Source organism: Streptomyces sp. NPDC001135 (assembly GCF_053598395.1).
Genome location: NZ_JBSFKD010000020.1, coordinates 100,709 through 115,259 on the forward strand (window position 1 = coordinate 100,709; position 14,551 = coordinate 115,259).

At 72.6% G+C, this 14,551-nt stretch carries 14 protein-coding genes; 7 read left to right on the forward strand and 7 right to left on the reverse strand.

The annotated features are described in order from the left end of the window. Positions 1-15: 15 nt before the first annotated feature. Complete coding sequence (locus ACWC94_RS23990) at positions 16-1,560, reverse strand: DUF4331 domain-containing protein (protein WP_450798945.1); 1,545 nt, start codon at positions 1,558-1,560, stop codon at positions 16-18. A 210-nt stretch (positions 1,561-1,770) separates the two neighbouring features. Here ACWC94_RS23990 and ACWC94_RS23995 point away from each other — a divergent pair, with 210 nt between their 5' ends. The 3 genes from ACWC94_RS23995 to ACWC94_RS24005 all read left to right on the forward strand — a co-directional run bounded on the left by ACWC94_RS23995 (position 1,771) and on the right by ACWC94_RS24005 (position 3,530). Then, on the forward strand, positions 1,771-2,313 hold the full coding sequence (locus ACWC94_RS23995) for a sigma-70 family RNA polymerase sigma factor (protein WP_450798946.1): 543 nt from the start codon (positions 1,771-1,773) through the stop codon (positions 2,311-2,313). After that, a complete protein-coding gene (locus tag ACWC94_RS24000; protein ID WP_450798947.1) occupies positions 2,310-3,134 on the forward strand; it encodes an anti-sigma factor in 825 nt (274 codons plus the stop codon). The genes ACWC94_RS23995 and ACWC94_RS24000 overlap by 4 nt, the downstream gene beginning before the upstream one ends. Before the next feature lie 126 nt (positions 3,135-3,260). Continuing rightward, positions 3,261-3,530 carry a hypothetical protein gene (locus ACWC94_RS24005; protein ID WP_450798948.1) on the forward strand — a complete coding sequence of 90 codons (270 nt, stop codon included), beginning with the start codon at positions 3,261-3,263 and terminating at the stop codon, positions 3,528-3,530. A gap of 45 nt (positions 3,531-3,575) precedes the next feature. Here ACWC94_RS24005 and ACWC94_RS24010 read toward each other — a convergent pair whose 3' ends face one another. The 3 genes from ACWC94_RS24010 to ACWC94_RS24020 all read right to left on the reverse strand — a co-directional run bounded on the left by ACWC94_RS24010 (position 3,576) and on the right by ACWC94_RS24020 (position 6,620). Next, entirely contained in the window at positions 3,576-4,808 is a 1,233-nt protein-coding gene (locus ACWC94_RS24010) for a CaiB/BaiF CoA transferase family protein (RefSeq protein WP_450798949.1), read from the reverse strand. Between the two features lie 64 nt (positions 4,809-4,872). Then, entirely contained in the window at positions 4,873-5,655 is a 783-nt protein-coding gene (locus ACWC94_RS24015; RefSeq protein ID WP_450798950.1) for an ABC transporter permease, read from the reverse strand. Next, complete coding sequence (locus tag ACWC94_RS24020; protein WP_450798951.1) at positions 5,652-6,620, reverse strand: ATP-binding cassette domain-containing protein; 969 nt, start codon at positions 6,618-6,620, stop codon at positions 5,652-5,654. Before ACWC94_RS24020 ends, ACWC94_RS24015 begins: the two co-directional genes overlap by 4 nt. Before the next feature lie 63 nt (positions 6,621-6,683). Here ACWC94_RS24020 and ACWC94_RS24025 point away from each other — a divergent pair, with 63 nt between their 5' ends. Further along, positions 6,684-7,388 (forward strand): TetR/AcrR family transcriptional regulator C-terminal domain-containing protein, encoded by a 705-nt coding sequence (locus ACWC94_RS24025; RefSeq protein WP_450798952.1) that lies wholly within the window; start codon positions 6,684-6,686, stop codon positions 7,386-7,388. Positions 7,389-7,405: 17 nt separating this feature from the next. Here ACWC94_RS24025 and ACWC94_RS24030 read toward each other — a convergent pair whose 3' ends face one another. The 3 genes from ACWC94_RS24030 to hmgA form a co-directional block, all read right to left on the reverse strand. Next, positions 7,406-8,560: a type ISP restriction/modification enzyme gene (locus ACWC94_RS24030; protein ID WP_450798953.1), complete on the reverse strand. Its 1,155-nt coding sequence runs from the start codon at positions 8,558-8,560 to the stop codon at positions 7,406-7,408. A 97-nt stretch (positions 8,561-8,657) separates the two neighbouring features. Then, positions 8,658-9,404 (reverse strand): GntR family transcriptional regulator, encoded by a 747-nt coding sequence (locus tag ACWC94_RS24035; protein WP_450798954.1) that lies wholly within the window; start codon positions 9,402-9,404, stop codon positions 8,658-8,660. A gap of 48 nt (positions 9,405-9,452) precedes the next feature. Next, the gene (hmgA, locus tag ACWC94_RS24040) at positions 9,453-10,763 is read right to left on the reverse strand and encodes a homogentisate 1,2-dioxygenase (protein WP_450798956.1); all 1,311 of its coding nucleotides are present in this window, start codon (positions 10,761-10,763) and stop codon (positions 9,453-9,455) included. Positions 10,764-10,925: 162 nt separating this feature from the next. Here hmgA and ACWC94_RS24045 point away from each other — a divergent pair, with 162 nt between their 5' ends. The 3 genes from ACWC94_RS24045 to ACWC94_RS24055 all read left to right on the forward strand — a co-directional run bounded on the left by ACWC94_RS24045 (position 10,926) and on the right by ACWC94_RS24055 (position 14,530). Then, positions 10,926-11,483, forward strand: a complete 558-nt coding sequence (locus ACWC94_RS24045; protein ID WP_450798958.1) for a hypothetical protein — start codon at positions 10,926-10,928, stop codon at positions 11,481-11,483. 65 nt (positions 11,484-11,548) lie between these two features. Further along, entirely contained in the window at positions 11,549-12,166 is a 618-nt protein-coding gene (locus ACWC94_RS24050; RefSeq protein ID WP_450798959.1) for a TetR family transcriptional regulator, read from the forward strand. Between the two features lie 132 nt (positions 12,167-12,298). Beyond that, positions 12,299-14,530 carry a molybdopterin oxidoreductase family protein gene (locus ACWC94_RS24055; RefSeq protein ID WP_450798961.1) on the forward strand — a complete coding sequence of 744 codons (2,232 nt, stop codon included), beginning with the start codon at positions 12,299-12,301 and terminating at the stop codon, positions 14,528-14,530. Positions 14,531-14,551 lie beyond the last annotated feature (21 nt).

A 14,551-nucleotide genomic window follows, 5' to 3' on the forward strand; every position in this document is an offset into this window, starting at 1 on the left:
GGGTGGGTGCGGGGGTCAGTACGGGCGCCGGATGCGCCGGCGCCACCAGCCGACGGCGGTGCCGACGAGCAGGATCCCGGCCGCACCCGAGGCCGCCGACGCGGCGATCAGCACCGTGTTGCCGGAACCGGAGCCGCCGGAGGACCCGGCGGGCTGGAGGGCGTCGCCCAGCTGGCTGCGCACGTCCGTGCCCGCGGTCGTGCCCTTGGCGAGCGGGCCGCGCGAACCGGAGGTGGGCTCGGCGACGTACGGGAAGTACTTCTCGAAGCCCTTGTCGTTCTTGTCCACCGCGTCGCCCAGGTCGTTCTTCGAGCCGACCAGTTCACCCTCGACGACCTGCAACGCCTCGTCGATCACGTCGTCGGTGAGCCGGCGCCCGTTCGGGAAGCCCGCGTTGTCGCCGTCCAGGACGCCCAGCCGCTTGGGATGCATGCTCGGCTTGATGGACGTGTTCAGACGCAGCTCCTCCGAGGGACGCACTCCCGGCGGCTGGTTGAGGCCCTTCACCCCCTTCAGGAACACGTCGACCAGGTCGTTGCGCGGCTCGGCCGGTGCCTTGATCTTGTAGATCGACTCGATCAGCTTGGGCAGTTCCGGGTTGGTGACGTTCTTCAGGAACTGCGCGTCGTACGCGGGCTGGGAGGCGTTGAACTTGTCCTTGTCCTTCTGCGGGTTGACCACCTCGTTGACCAGCGGGTTGCCCAGGCGCGAGACCTGGGTGTAGTAGCCCTGCGCGTTGCGGCGCTGGGTGGTGGACCAGATCCCGACGACCGGCTGCCCCGCCGACTGACGGATCAGGTCGTTGGGCACCTGCAGGGCGATGGTGTTGACGTTGTAGCCCTTCAGGGTGTCCCGGCCGACCTCGCTGAGGTTGCCGCCGTACAGCAGGTCGAAGACGCGCAGGTCCGCGAAGAACGGGTCGTCCGCCTGCCCGGCGAAGGTCTTGGCGCCGCCCGCCGCCTTGTAGACGGCCTGGTCGCGCAGCTTGCCGTAGTACGGCATGGACGCCTTGCCGACGTTCGACGGCGCCACCGGCACGTCGTCGGCGACCTTCGTCTTCGACACCGCGTGCCCGTGCTTGAGCTTGAGCAGGTCGAGGTCGTACGTCTGCGTGATGTTGAGGTCGGGATCCGCCAGGTTGGTGACCGGCCCCGTGTTGTACAGGAACGTGTTGCCGTTCTTCGTGTGGGTCGTGAACGTGTAGCGGAACACCATGTCGTCCTGCGCGTCACCGTTGCTGTCGATGTGCAGGTCGTACTGGGCGTCGTCGGCGAACGTGTAGAAGTTCGGCCCGCCCGCCGGCTCCTCGAACGGGATCCAGTTCGCCACGATCGTCGTGGTGTCGGGCCTGTCCGGGCTGACGAACGCGTACAGGTCGGTGTTGTCGTACTGCGGGGTGCCCGAGATCAGCGGGGCCTCCCGGTGGGAGGAGGCGGAGGCCGCCCCGGGTGCCAGCGCGGCGGCGCCGGCGGCGGTGAGCCCTCCGGCGGCCAGCGCACCGCAGATGAGCGTGACCACGCCGGTCCGTCCCGTGCCGCTCCTGGAGAAGAGAGGTGTCATGCCGTCCGTCCTCAGTGCCGACTTGCCTTTGACGGAGGGGTATACGGAGCCGGACCGCCGATCGGATGGGTCGGCCGGCGAAAAACTTTTGGGTCTTCCCCCACCCGCGTTTTCGGCCCGCTGATCCGTATCACCCGCCGGAGGTGTGCGTTCGTGCGGATGCGTGGAGTGCGCGGAAGGGCCGGCTGCGGCCACGGAGAGGGGGCCCGCATGCAGGCCGACGAGTTGCTGGTGCTCGTCGCGGGTGGGGACCAGCGGGCGTTCGAGGACCTGTACGCACTGGTGTCCGGGCCGGTGTACGGACTGGTACGACGGGTGGTGCGCGACCCCGCCCAGTCCGAGGAGGTCGCCCAGGAGGTGCTGCTCGAGATGTGGCGCTCGGCCGCCCGGTACGACCCGGGCCGGGGCAGCGCGCTGTCCTGGATCCTCACCCTCGCCCACCGCCGCGCCGTCGACCGGGTGCGCAGCGCCCGCGCGGCCGGCGAACGCGAGCAGCGGGAGGCCCTGCGCGCCGGTGAGCCCGCCTTCGACCAGGTCGCCGAGGAGGTCGAGGCCGGCATGGAGCGCGAGTGGGTGCGCCGCTGCCTGCGCCGTCTCACGGACCTGCAACGCCAGTCCGTGACCCTCGCCTATTACGACGGCTACACCTACCGCGAGGTGGCCGAGCGGCTCTCCCTGCCGCTCGGCACGGTCAAGACACGGATGCGCGACGGGCTCACCCGGCTCCGCCAGTGCCTGGGAGGCGCCGTATGAGCATCCTCGGCAAGCTGCTGCGCCGCGAGGACCTGCACTCCCTCGCCGCGCCCTACGCGCTCGACGCCCTCGAGGCGGGCGAGCGGCGCAGATTCGCGAAGCACCTGCACAGCTGCGACCGTTGTGCCGCCGAGGTGCGGGACCTCGCCGAGGACGCCGTACGACTCGCCTGGTCCACGGCGGCCCCCGCGCCCGCCGGACTGCGCGAGCGGGTGCTCGCCGCGGTGCGCACCACCCCGCAGGAGCAGGCCCCGGTACCGGCGCCGGGCCGGGAGCGCACGACCCAGCTGCCGCCGCACGTCTGGGGCACCCAGCCCCCGCCGGGACGCACCCGTACGCCCCGCGCGCGCCCTCTGTTCGTGCCGCTGGCCACGGCCACCGCGGCGGCGGCCCTCGTCGTCGCCTCCCTCTTCGCCGTCCAGGCGCACCGCAGCCAGGGCCGGCTGGACGCGGAGCGGGCCCGGGGACGTGAGATCGCCCACGTTCTGGCCGCACCCGACGTCCGGACCACCACCAGCAAGGACGCTCAGGGCCGCGGGATCGGAGTGATCGCTTCCGCATCGGAGCGGGAAGCTGTCGTCACCCTCAGCGGATACGGCGCCCCGCCCGGCGGCCGCGTCCATCAGCTCTGGCTCGTGCGCCCCGGCGCGGGGCCGCGCTCCCTCGGGCTCTTCGCGGGCGGCACGCCCTTGGTCGCGAAGGGTCTCGACACGGCCTCGACGTCACTCGCTGTAACCGTCGAACCTGACGGTGGCTCAGCTCAGCCCACCAGCCAGCCCCTTGTCCAACTCACCCTGAAATCGGTCGGATTCGGAGAGTAGTCAGCGAGGGATGGTCAACCGCCTTGCAGGGAAGGTGAATCCTGTGGTCGGGATACACGCGTGCCCCACCGGGGCGATAGGGTTACCCTGCCCGGGCCGGGTGGACTCGTACGGGTGGGGAGTGACATGGAACAGATAACAGTGCGCAACAGGGCCAGGGTCCCTGCGATCACCTGCGGGAGCAGCGCGACCAGTTCGCGCCTCGACCGCCATCTGTCGGTGCTGGCGGGTCCCGCCATACCGCAGCGGGAGACGGTCGAGGCGACCTCGCTGATGCGCGAGCTGACGGCGCGTGACAGGCCGCACCAGCGCAGCGACCGGGGCAAGCGGGTCAGCCGCGTCTCCCTCTTCGCGCCGCTGCGCCGGCTGCGTCGTTCGCTGTTCGGCGGACACTGAGCGGCCCCGAGCCGCCCCCGGAGTCCGCTCGCGGAGTGTCGGCGCTCAGACCGCCACACCGTCCCGGCGCATCGCTGCGATCTCGTCGTCCGTCATCCCCACGGCATGCAGCAGCGCCTCGGTGTGCTGTCCGAGCGCGGGCACCTCACCCATCCGCGCCTCGTCCCCGCCCGGCAGTGTGATGGGAGGCAGCAGCGCCTTCAGCGGTCCGACCGGCGAGTCCACCTCTCGCCACCGCTCCCGGGCCGCCAGCTGCGGATGCCCGGCCAGTTCGTGCAGGTCCCGCAGCCGGGCGCAGGCGATACCCGCCTTCTCCAGCCGGGCCAGCGCCTCGTCGGCGTCCATGGCGCCGAGCGCCCGCGCCACCAGCTCGTCCGTCTTCTCCCGGTTCGCGACCCGTGACGCGTTCGTCGCATACGCCGGCTCCGTCCCCCACTCCGGGCAGCCCATGACCTGTTCGGCCAGTCGCCGCCACTCACGGTCGTTCTGCACGGACAGCAGTACCCGCCCGCCGTCCGCCGTCGCATAGGCGTCGTACGGCGCGATGACGGCGTGCGCGAGGCCGGTGCGCGCCGGGGGCTCACCCCCGTGCATCGCATGGTGCAGCGGATGCCCCAGCCACTCGGCGAGCGCCTCCAGCATCGACACCTCCACCGGCCCGCCCCGCCCGGTCGTCCCCCGCCGTACGAGAGCCGCCAGGACGCCCGAGAACGCGTACATGGCCGCCGCGATGTCCGCCGCCGGGATGCCCGCCTTCACCGGCTGCTCCGGCGTCCCGGTCACCGACACGAGCCCCGCCTCGCACTGCACGAGCATGTCGTACGCCCGCTTGTCCGCGTACGGCCCGGAGGAGCCGTAGCCGGAGATGTCCACGGCGATCAGCCGCGGGTGCGCCGCGCACAGGGTGGCCGCGTCCAGGCCGAGCCGGGCCGCCGCCCCGTGGGCGAGGTTCTGCACGAACACGTCCGCGTCCGCGATCAGCCGCCGTACGGCGGTCAGGCCGCGCGGGTCCTTCAGGTCCAGTGCCAGGGACTCCTTGCCGCGGTTGCACCACACGAAGTGCGAGGCGAGACCGCGGGCCGCCGTGTCGTAGCCGCGCGCGAAGTCGCCGCCGTCGACCCGCTCCACCTTGATGACCCGGGCGCCCAGGTCGGCGAGCTGCCGGGTCGCGAAGGGCGCGGACACGGCTTGTTCGACGGCGACGACGGTGATGCCCGCGAGGGGGAGGGGCTGCCGGTCCGCGGGCTGGTCCGGGACGTGATCCGTGGGCTGTTCCATGGCCGGATCATGGCCCGTGACCGGCGGGTTTGTCAGTAGTCCGGCAGCATCCCCTCAGGGTTGCTCAGCGTTCCCCCCGTGCGTACCGGCGCACGGCGAGCGGCAGGAACACCGCGGTCAGGGCGAGGCTCCAGGTGAGCGACCCGGCGACCGGGTGGGCCACCGGCCAGGCGGAGCCCGGGGGGACGGGTGCGTTGCCGAAGAGGTCCCGCAGCGCGGTCGTCACCGCGCTGATCGGGTTCCACTCGGCGAGCGTGCGCAGCCAGCCCGGCAGGTTGCCGGTCGGGATGTAGGCGTTGGAGAGCAGGGGCAGCACGAAGGAGGAGGCGCCGAGCTGCCCGGCGGCGTCCTCGCTGCGGGTGAGCAGCCCGAGGAAGATCCCGGCGCAGGTACAGGCGAACCGGAAGAGGAGCAGCAGCCCCACCGCGCCGGCCGCCTCGATCGCCGACCCCTCGATCCGCCACCCCACCGCGAGCCCGACCAGCAGCAGCGGTACGGCACCGAGGGCCGTGACGACGAGGTCGGCGACCGCCTGCCCGAGCGGTACGGCGGCCCGGTTCACCGGCATCGTGCGGAACCGGTCCATCACCCCCCGGTGGGTGTCCGCGGCGGCCTGGAACATGCCGGTCATCAGTCCGCCGGCCGCGGTCGCGACCAGCAGCCCCGGCACCAGGAAGGACCGGTACTCACGGCCGGGCATCGCCAGCGCGCTGCCGAACACGTAGCCGAAGAACAGCAGCATGTTGACGGGCATCATCTGGGTCAGGATCGCCAGGCCCGGACTGTTGCGGACCCGGCGCAGCTGCCGTCCCGTCATCGCCAGGCCGTCGTACGCCAACGCGCTCATGCGGCAAGCTCCTCGCTGTCGGCGGACTCGTCGCCGGACTCTCCGGTGAGCCGCAGGAACACGTCGTCGAGGGTGGGCGGGCGCAGACTCGCGTCCAGCAGCGGCACGCCCGCCGCGTCGAGTTCGCGCACGAGGCGCGGCAGGGTGAGTGTCGCGTCGGTGGTCATGGCGCCGACGGCGTTGCGCTCGCGGTCGAACACCGGGGCCCTGCCGGTCAGTCGGTCGAGCACACCCGCGGCCAGTGCCAACGCACTGCCGTCGGCCACCACGGCCTCCGCGTACGACCCGATGAGCGCCTTGAGCTCGGCGGGCGAGCCGGTGTGCGCGACCCGTCCCCGGTCCACCAGGGCGATGTCGTCGGCGAGCTGGTCCGCCTCCTCCAGGTACTGGGTGGTCAGCAGCACGGTCGTGCCGTCCGCCTTCAGTTCGCGCACCGCCTGCCAGATGCGGGTGCGGCTGGCCGGGTCGAGTCCGGTGGTCGGCTCGTCCAGGAAGAGCACACCGGGGCGGCGGATGAGACTGGCCGCGAGGTCCAGCCGGCGCTGCATCCCGCCGGAGTAGGTCGAGGCCTTGCGGCCGGCGGCCCCGGTCAGGCCGAAGCGCTCCAGCAGCTCGTCGGCCCGGGCGGCCGGCCCGCGCACCCGGTGCAGCCGGGCGAACAGCCGCAGGTTCTCCCGGCCGGTGAGGTCGCCGTCGACCGAGGCGTACTGCCCCGTGACGGCGATCCGGCGACGCACGGCCGCCGCCTCCCGGACGAGATCGTGCCCGGCGACCCGCGCCGAACCGGCGTCCGGACGCAGCAGGGTGGTCAGCAGCCGCACGGCCGTCGTCTTGCCGGCGCCGTTGGGCCCGAGCAGCCCGCACACCGCCCCCTCGGCCACCGCCAGATCCAGCCCCCGCAGCGCGTGTACCGCGCCGAAGCGCTTCTCCAGCCCCTCACTAAGTACAGCGTACGTAGAAGTCATATGGCGACCGTACCGCACTACGTACGCTGTACGTAACTAGGATGGTTGCCGAGGTGATGTCCGATGGCAGTCCGAGGGGCCGTCCCCGAAGTGATCTGGGCGCGCCCCGAGCGCACCGGCCGGGGTCCGAAGCCGGCGTACACCCGCGACGACATCGCGGCCGCCGCCGTCCGGATCGCCGACGCCCGGGGGCTCGACGCGGTGTCGATGCGGCACGTGGCGGCCGAGTTGGGCTGCGGCACCATGTCGCTGTACAACTACGTCCCCCGCAAGGAGGACCTGTACGAGCTGATGGTGGACGCGGTCAGCGCCGAGCACGTCCGCTGGGAGCCGGGCGGGGACTGGCGCGCGGATATGATCCGGATGGCCCGCGAGACACGTTCGCTGATGCACCGGCATCCCTGGCTGCCGCGGCTGATGTCCCCGGTGTACGGCTTCAGCCCCCATGCTCTTCGCTATCTGGAGCACTGCCTGGCCTGCCTGGATCCGCTGGAGGCGTCGTACGGCACGAAGCTGGAGTTGATCGCGATGCTGAACGGGGTGGTGACCACCTACGTCCGCAACGAGCTCGACACCGCCGAGCGTGTACGTGCCCTGCCGTGGTCCGAGGAGCAGGAGAACGCGGTGCGGATCGCGTACCTCGGCTCGCAGATCGCGTCCGGCGCGTATCCCAGGATGGCGGCGGCCTTCGCGGAGGATCCGGGGCCGATCGACCTGGAGGCGGTGTTCGAGCGGGCGTTGGGGCGGGTGCTGGACGCGTTCGGCTAGGGGGTTTCGTTCGCCCCCTAGATCAGGGCGAACTGGCCCTCCGGGCCCTCCTCGTGGTGGTCCAGGACCGAGGCGGGGCGGCGGGCGCAGGCCGGTGCCGGGAGGACGCCCGCCTCGCGCAGATCGCTCGCCGTGACGGCTGACACCGCCTTCAACTCGGCGCGAAGCGGTAGGAGTTCCGCCAGCAGGGCCAATACAGTGATCAGTTCCAGGAGTTCCGACGTCCAGGGCTGCGGCCAGGTCGCCGGGCGGATCGCGGTGAGGGTGCCGGGGACGGCCGGGGTGGTGCGGGCCGTGAACCAGGACTCCAGGACCCGGACCCCGGCCACCTCGTAGTCCCAGGCCTGCGGCGGGACCGGGGAGATACGGCCCTCGTCCAGGTGGAGGGTTTCCTCGTCCTCGTCGTAGTGCAGGGTGAGGGGCCGGGCCGGCAGCGGGGCGCGGACGTAGGGGCGGCGGCCCCCCGGCAGCCTGGGGCGTGTGCCGTCACGGCGCATCAGCCACAGCATGCGGTGGCCCAGCTCGACGCCGGTACGCCACAGCGCGGTGTCGTCGGTGAGTGGCACGGTGAGGTCGGGACGGACCGTCGCCAGGATCCAGGCCAGCACGTCCGGCGCCGTGGGGCGGTCGGACAGGCGGGTGGAGAGGTGGGCCGGCAGACCCGGGGCCAGGTTCGGTTCGCGTCCGCCGGGGCGGCGCCACAGGGGGCGGACGCGGCCGGGGCGGAGAGCGGGCAGGAGGGAGGTGGCCAGCAGCGGCGTGTCCGCGTCGCCCGTCTCCACCGTGAAGACCTGCCGCGCGTCCGCCACCCGCCACAACTCCGGGCGGGCCGTGTCGATCAGCCGGTGGTCCGGGATCAGCCACTGCTCGTCGAAGGGCGCCGCCAGGACGCGGACCGGCTCCGCGCAAGGGCCCTCGGCGCGGACCAGCCGCTCGGTGCCGGTGGACTGCCCGGGCAGTTGGCCCACCGCCGAGTCGAGGGTGCGGGAGCGGGTGGGCTCGAACAGGGCCTGCCGGTGCGGTCCCTCGGCCTTCAGCAGGGCGTCCCAGCGGGCCTTCAGGGAGCCCGGGTCGGGTGCCGTCGGCCAGGCGCGGCCCGGCCGCAGCGGTGCGACGGACCACGGCATGAGGTCCGCCAGCGGCGGAGCGTCGTCGTGCGTCACGCAGGGCATCGTACGGCAGCGTCCCGAAGGGGCGGGGGGAACCGCGCGACCACCGGCGACGGACCCGCGGCCGCCCGACGGCACACAGCGGTACCCCCTGGTGCGCTCACGCCTCCAGGGTGACCGTGAACGAGAAGCGGTCCCCCCGGTAGTGGATGACCGCCACGTCCAGCACCCGCCCCTCGGCGTCGTACGTCACGCCCGTGTAGTGCAGGATCGGGCTGAGCAGCGGGACCTGGAGCAGCCGGGCGGTCTCCGGGTCGGCGAGGCGGGCCTGCACGGTGTCCGTGATCCGGCTGATGTCCGCCTTCACGACGTCCCGCAGCACCTTGGTCATCGGCCAGCGGATCAGATCGTCCACGTCGACGCGCGCGGCGAGTTCGGGACGGATGTGGTTGACGGCGTGGTTGGTCGGCTCGCCGGTCTTCTCGTCGCAGCGCAGGCGGTGGTACGCCGCCACCTGCGCGAGGTCGGGGAAGTACTCGGCGAGACCGGGCGGCACGGGCACCGGGCCGTGGTCCAGCAGTTCCGTCGTCATCCCGGACTGCTGGGCCACGATCGCGTCCACCGAGCCGAGCAGGCGGACCGGTGCGCCCCGCCGGGCGTCCGGCTCGATGAACGTGCCGCGCCGGCGGTGCCGGCTGATCAGCCCCTCGTCCTCCAGTTCCTTGAGCGCCTGCCGCATGGTCAGCACGCTCACGCCGTAGTGCTCCGCCAGCCGCTCCTCCGTGGGCAGCCGCAGCGGGTCCTCGGGGGAGCGGCCGAGTATCGAGGCGCGCAGCGACTGCGACACCTGGTACCACAGCGGCAGCTTGCGGTTCAGGACGATCGAATCCGGGGCGAAGGAGGTCACGCGGCTATCCGTACCTGTCGATGAACGTGCGGCGCAACAGAGGCGGCGTCACGCGCGGAAATGGCGCTCCAGTCCCTGCCACACGTCGTCGTAGCGCTGCTGGAGGTGGTCGGCGCCGGCCGCGTGCGGGGTGAGGGTCACCGGCCAGCGGGTCTCGAACATGAAGGCCAGCCCGTCGTCGATCTTCTGCGGCTTCAGCTCGGCCGCGCTCGCCCTGTCGAACGTCTCCCGGTCCGGTCCGTGCGCCGACATCATGTTGTGCAGCGAGCCGCCGCCCGGTACGAAGCCCTCCGCCTTGGCGTCGTACGCCCCCTCGATCAGGCCCATGTACTCGCTCATCACGTTCCGGTGGAAGTACGGCGGCCGGAAGGTGTCCTCGCCCACCAGCCAGCGCGGCGCGAAGACGACGAAGTCGACGCCGGCCAGGCCGGGGGTGTCCGAAGGGGAGGTCAGGACCGTGAAGACGGAGGGGTCGGGGTGGTCGTAGGAGATGCTGCCGATCACATTGAAACGGCGAAGGTCATAGACGTACGGCACATGGTTGCCGTGCCAGGCCACCACGTCGAGCGGGGAGTGGCCGTAGGTGGCCGTCCAGAGGTTGCCGCAGTACTTGTTCACGACCTCCACCGGACCGGTCACGTCCTCGTACACGGCCACCGGCGCCCGGAAGTCCCGGGCGTTGGCGAGGCCGTTGGCACCGATGGGGCCGAGGTCGGGGAGTTGGAAGGGCGCCCCATAGTTCTCGCACACATAACCCCGGGCTGACTCATCCAACAACTCCACACGGAAGCGCACCCCACGCGGGATCAGCGCCACATATGCGGGCTCCACATGCAGTCGGCCGAACTCCGTGTGCAGCAGCAGCCCGCCGCGCTCCGGCACGATCAGCAGCTCGCCGTCGGCGTCGGAGAAGACGCGCTCCATCGACGCGTTGGCGTGGTACAGGTGCACGGCCATCCCGGTGCGCTGGGCCGCGTCGCCGTTGCCGCCGAGCGTCCACAGGCCGGCCAGGAAGTCGGTGCCCGCGGGCGGCTCGGGCAGGGGGTTCCAGCGCAGCCGGTTGGGGTCGGGCACGGTCTCGGTGAAGGGGGCCGTGCGGAGCGAGCCGTTGGCGGTGCGGGTGAACGCCGGGTGCGCGGCCGACGGGCGGATGCGGTACAGCCAGGAGCGGCGGTTGTGCGCCCGCGGCTCGGTGAACGCCGTGCCGCTCAGCTGCTCCGCGTACAGCCCGAGCGGTGCCCGCTGCGGCGAGTTGCGGCCCTCGGGCAGGGCGCCCGGCACCGCCTCCGAGGCGTGTTCATTGCCGAACCCGGTCAGATACGACAGCCCCTCGGCGGTCTTCCGTGCGTCCCCGCTCATGATCGCTCCCTTGCGCTCCCTGATTCCTATGGAACACCGTAGGAATGCGTGGAGGCGGGCGCAAGAGGGTGCGGGTACTACGTCCGAGGGACTGCGTGAGGTGGCCGGAACCCGACTTGAGGCGGATCCGGCGGACCGGAGCCTTGTTCTACTCTCCTTGGCATGCCCAGGACGTCGTGGACCCGAAGGACGCTCGCCGCGCTCGCGGCGTGCGTCCTGCTGCCGCTCGGCGCGGCGGGCTGCGCGAGCAGTCCCGCCCGGGCCGGCACCGTCTCGGCCTCGCCCGTGGGCAAGGTCCTGGACGTCACCGACGGCACCGGCCGGCATCTGCGCGAGGTCGACCCGAAGAACGCGCCGCAGGTCGGTGTCGAGGTGACCCCGCACGCGGGCGGCGGCTGGGACGTCCGGCTGACCTTCCACCGCTTCCGCTGCTCCGGGCCCGGCACCCGGTCGACGGCGGTCACCGGGCGCGGGCTCGCCCACCTCTTCGTCGACGGCCGCCGGGTCACCCGGCTGAGCTCCCCCCGTTACCACCTGCCCGACCGCCTCGTCCCGCACGGCACCCACCACGTCACCGCGCGCCTGTACGCCGACGACGGCACCGTGTGGGCCGTCCACGGCAAACCGGTGCAGAGCACCGCCGACATAACGGTCTCGGAGGCGCGGCCGGTGACGTCCGGGCCGGCGGCCGGGGCCGCGACCCCGGCCGCCGGCAAATGAGTGCACCGGCCACCCTTGTCCGTACGGGGAGGGTGAGGTTCACCGGACCGCTGCGGAGAGGCATCATGAAGCCCGTGCCCCATGCGACATCGCTCCGCCGCGCGCCGGTCCAGCGGCGCAGCGCCGAACGGCTGACCAGGATCCTCGACGCCTGCGCCGAACTCCTCGACGAGGTCGGCTACGACGCCCTGAGCACCCGCGCGGTCGCCCTGCGCGCCGGTGTGCCCATCGGCTCCGTCTACCGGTTCTTCGGCAACAAGCGGCAGATGGCAGACGCCCTCGCCCAGCGCAACCTGGAGCGGTACACCGAGCGCGTCACCGAGCGGCTGAAGAAGGCGCACAGGGGCGACTGGCGGGCCGCGATGGACGCGGTCCTCGACGAGTACCTGGAGATGAAGCGCACCGCGCCCGGCTTCTCGCTGGTCGACTTCGGCAACCAGATACCCGTCGGCGTCCGCCAGGCCGAGCCCAACACCCGCGTCGCCGACCGGCTCACCACGCTGCTCTCCGGCTATCTGGACCGCACCCCCGACGACGACCTGCGCCGGGTCTTCCTGGTCGCCGTGGAGAGCGCGGACACCCTCGTCCAGCTGGCCTTCCGGACCGACCCGGACGGGGACGAGGCGATCATCACGGAGACACGGGAGCTGCTGCGGGCGTACCTGGCGCGGGTGCTCGACTGACCTTCCGGCCGAATCCCCGTACGAGAAGGTCTCCCCTCCGTGCATACCGGTCGGTATGCTCGCCCGGAGCCGCCGCGTCCCCGAGCCCGTCCGTGCTCGCCCGGCACCGCCGCCGACCCTCCGGGAGGACCCGTGTCCCGCACCGCCCTGCGCATATGCCCCCTGTGCGAGGCCACCTGCGGCCTGACCCTCAGCATCGAGGGCACCCGCGTCACCGGCGCCCGCGGGGACCGCGAGGACGTCTTCAGCAAGGGGTTCATCTGCCCCAAGGGCGCCTCCTTCGCGGCCGTCGACTCCGACCCCGACCGGCTGCGCACCCCGCTCGTCCGCCGCGACGGTGAGCTGCGCGAGGCCACCTGGGAGGAGGCCTTCGACGCGGTCGCCGCGGGGCTGCGCCCGGTCGTGGAGGGGTACGGCCCGGACTCCGTCGGCGTGGTCCTCGGCAACCCGAACGTGCACACCGTGGCCGGCGCCCTCTACCCGCCGGTCCTCCTCGCCGGCCTGCGCACCCGCAGCCTGTTCACCGCCTCCACGGTCGACCAGATGCCCAAGCACGTCTCCAGCGGACTGCTCTTCGGCGACGCCAACGCCATCCCCGTGCCGGACCTGGACCACACCGACCACCTGCTCCTCATCGGCGCCAACCCCCTGGAGTCCAACGGCAGCCTGTGCACCGCTCCCGACTTCCCCGGCAAGCTCAAGGCGCTCAAGGCCCGCGGCGGACACCTGACCGTGGTGGACCCGCGCCGCACCCGCACCGCGAAGCTCGCCGACCGGCACCTGCCGATCCGCCCCGGCACCGACGCCCTGCTGCTCGCGGCGATGGCGCACACCCTCTTCGCGGAGGACCTGGCCGACCTCGCGCACCTGGCCCCGCACGTCCAGGGCCTGGGTGAACTCCAGGAAGCCCTGGGGGAGTTCACCCCGGAAGCCGTGGCCGGCGCCTGTGACGTCGAGGCCGGGGTCATCCGCACCCTCGCCCGCGAACTGGCCGCCGCCCCCACCGCCGCCGTCTACGCCCGCATCGGCAGCTGCACCGTCCCGCACGGCACCCTGGCCAGCTGGCTGGTGGACGTCCTCAACATCCTCACCGGCAATCTGGACCGCCCCGGCGGCGCCCTCTTCCCGCAGGCCGCCACCGACAGGACACCCCGCCCGGCGGGTCCCGGCCGCGGCTTCGCGCTGGGCCGCTGGCACTCGCGGGTCCGGCGACTTCCCGAGGCCAAGGGCGAGTTGCCGCTCTCCGCGCTCGCCGAGGAGATCGACACCGTCACCGACGAGGGCGAGCCGGTCCGCGCGCTGGTCGTCGTGGCCGCCAACCCGGTGCTCTCCGCGCCCGACGGCGACCGCCTCGACAAGGCCCTGGAATCCCTGGACTTCATGGTCAGCGTCGACCCGTACCTGAACGAGACCTCGCGCCACGCCCACGTCGTGCTGCCCCCGCCCCCGCCCTCCCAGAGCCCGCACCACGACTTCGCCTTCAACACCCTCGCCGTGCGCAACCAGGTCCGCTACACCCGCCCCGCCGTCCCGCTGGAGCCCGGCCGCATGGCCGAGAGCGAGATCCTCGCCCGGCTGATCCTCGCGGCCACCGGCATGCACGGCGCCGACCCGGCCGCCGTCGACGCCATGGTCGTCGACCAGACCCTCGGCAAGGCCGTGAGGGATGAGCACTCACCGGTGTACGGCCGCGACCCGGGCGAACTCGCCGGGCAGCTCACCGGCGAGACCGGTCCCGAGCGGCGGCTGGACCTGATGCTGCGCCTCGGCCCGTACGGCGACGGCTTCGGCGCCCGACCGGACGGGCTGAGCCTGGCGGAGCTGCTCGCCCACCCGCACGGCATCGACCTCGGCCCGCTGCGCCCCCGCCTGCCCCAGCCGCTGAAGACCCGCAGCGGCAGGGTGGAGCTGCTGCCCGAGCCGGTCGCCGCCGACCTGCCCCGGCTGCGTGCGGCCCTCCGGGAGCGCCCCGAGGGTCTGGTCCTCGTCGGCCGCCGCCACCTTCGCTCCAACAACAGCTGGATGCACAACGTGCCCGCCCTGACCGGCGGTTCCAACCGCTGCACCCTGCACATCCACCCCGAGGACGCGGCCCGGCTCGGTGTCCGGGACGGGGCGGACGTACGCGTCAAGGGCGCCGGGGGAGAGGTGGTGGCCCCCGCCGAGGTCACCGACGCCGTACGACCCGGGGTCGTCAGCCTGCCGCACGGCTGGGGCCACAACCGCCCCGGCACCCGCCTCGGTCACGCCGCCACCGCCCCCGGAGTCAACGTCAACCAGCTCCTCGACGGCAGCCTGCTCGACCCGCTGTCGGGCAACGCGGTCCTCAACGGCGTCCCCGTCCAGCTCGCTCCAAGCCTGTGACCGACACGGCAAGAAGCCGAG

Coding starts and splice junctions, on each gene's coding strand:
- ACWC94_RS23990 (WP_450798945.1), bottom strand. CDS start 1,560: ATGACACCTCTCTTCTCCAGGAGCGGCACGGGACGGACCGGCGTGGTC.
- ACWC94_RS23995 (WP_450798946.1), top strand. CDS start 1,771: ATGCAGGCCGACGAGTTGCTGGTGCTCGTCGCGGGTGGGGACCAGCGG.
- ACWC94_RS24000 (WP_450798947.1), top strand. CDS start 2,310: ATGAGCATCCTCGGCAAGCTGCTGCGCCGCGAGGACCTGCACTCCCTC.
- ACWC94_RS24005 (WP_450798948.1), top strand. CDS start 3,261: ATGGAACAGATAACAGTGCGCAACAGGGCCAGGGTCCCTGCGATCACC.
- ACWC94_RS24010 (WP_450798949.1), bottom strand. CDS start 4,808: ATGGAACAGCCCACGGATCACGTCCCGGACCAGCCCGCGGACCGGCAG.
- ACWC94_RS24015 (WP_450798950.1), bottom strand. CDS start 5,655: ATGAGCGCGTTGGCGTACGACGGCCTGGCGATGACGGGACGGCAGCTG.
- ACWC94_RS24020 (WP_450798951.1), bottom strand. CDS start 6,620: ATGACTTCTACGTACGCTGTACTTAGTGAGGGGCTGGAGAAGCGCTTC.
- ACWC94_RS24025 (WP_450798952.1), top strand. CDS start 6,684: ATGGCAGTCCGAGGGGCCGTCCCCGAAGTGATCTGGGCGCGCCCCGAG.
- ACWC94_RS24030 (WP_450798953.1), bottom strand. CDS start 8,560: ATGCCCTGCGTGACGCACGACGACGCTCCGCCGCTGGCGGACCTCATG.
- hmgA (WP_450798956.1), bottom strand. CDS start 10,763: ATGAGCGGGGACGCACGGAAGACCGCCGAGGGGCTGTCGTATCTGACC.
- ACWC94_RS24045 (WP_450798958.1), top strand. CDS start 10,926: ATGCCCAGGACGTCGTGGACCCGAAGGACGCTCGCCGCGCTCGCGGCG.
- ACWC94_RS24050 (WP_450798959.1), top strand. CDS start 11,549: ATGAAGCCCGTGCCCCATGCGACATCGCTCCGCCGCGCGCCGGTCCAG.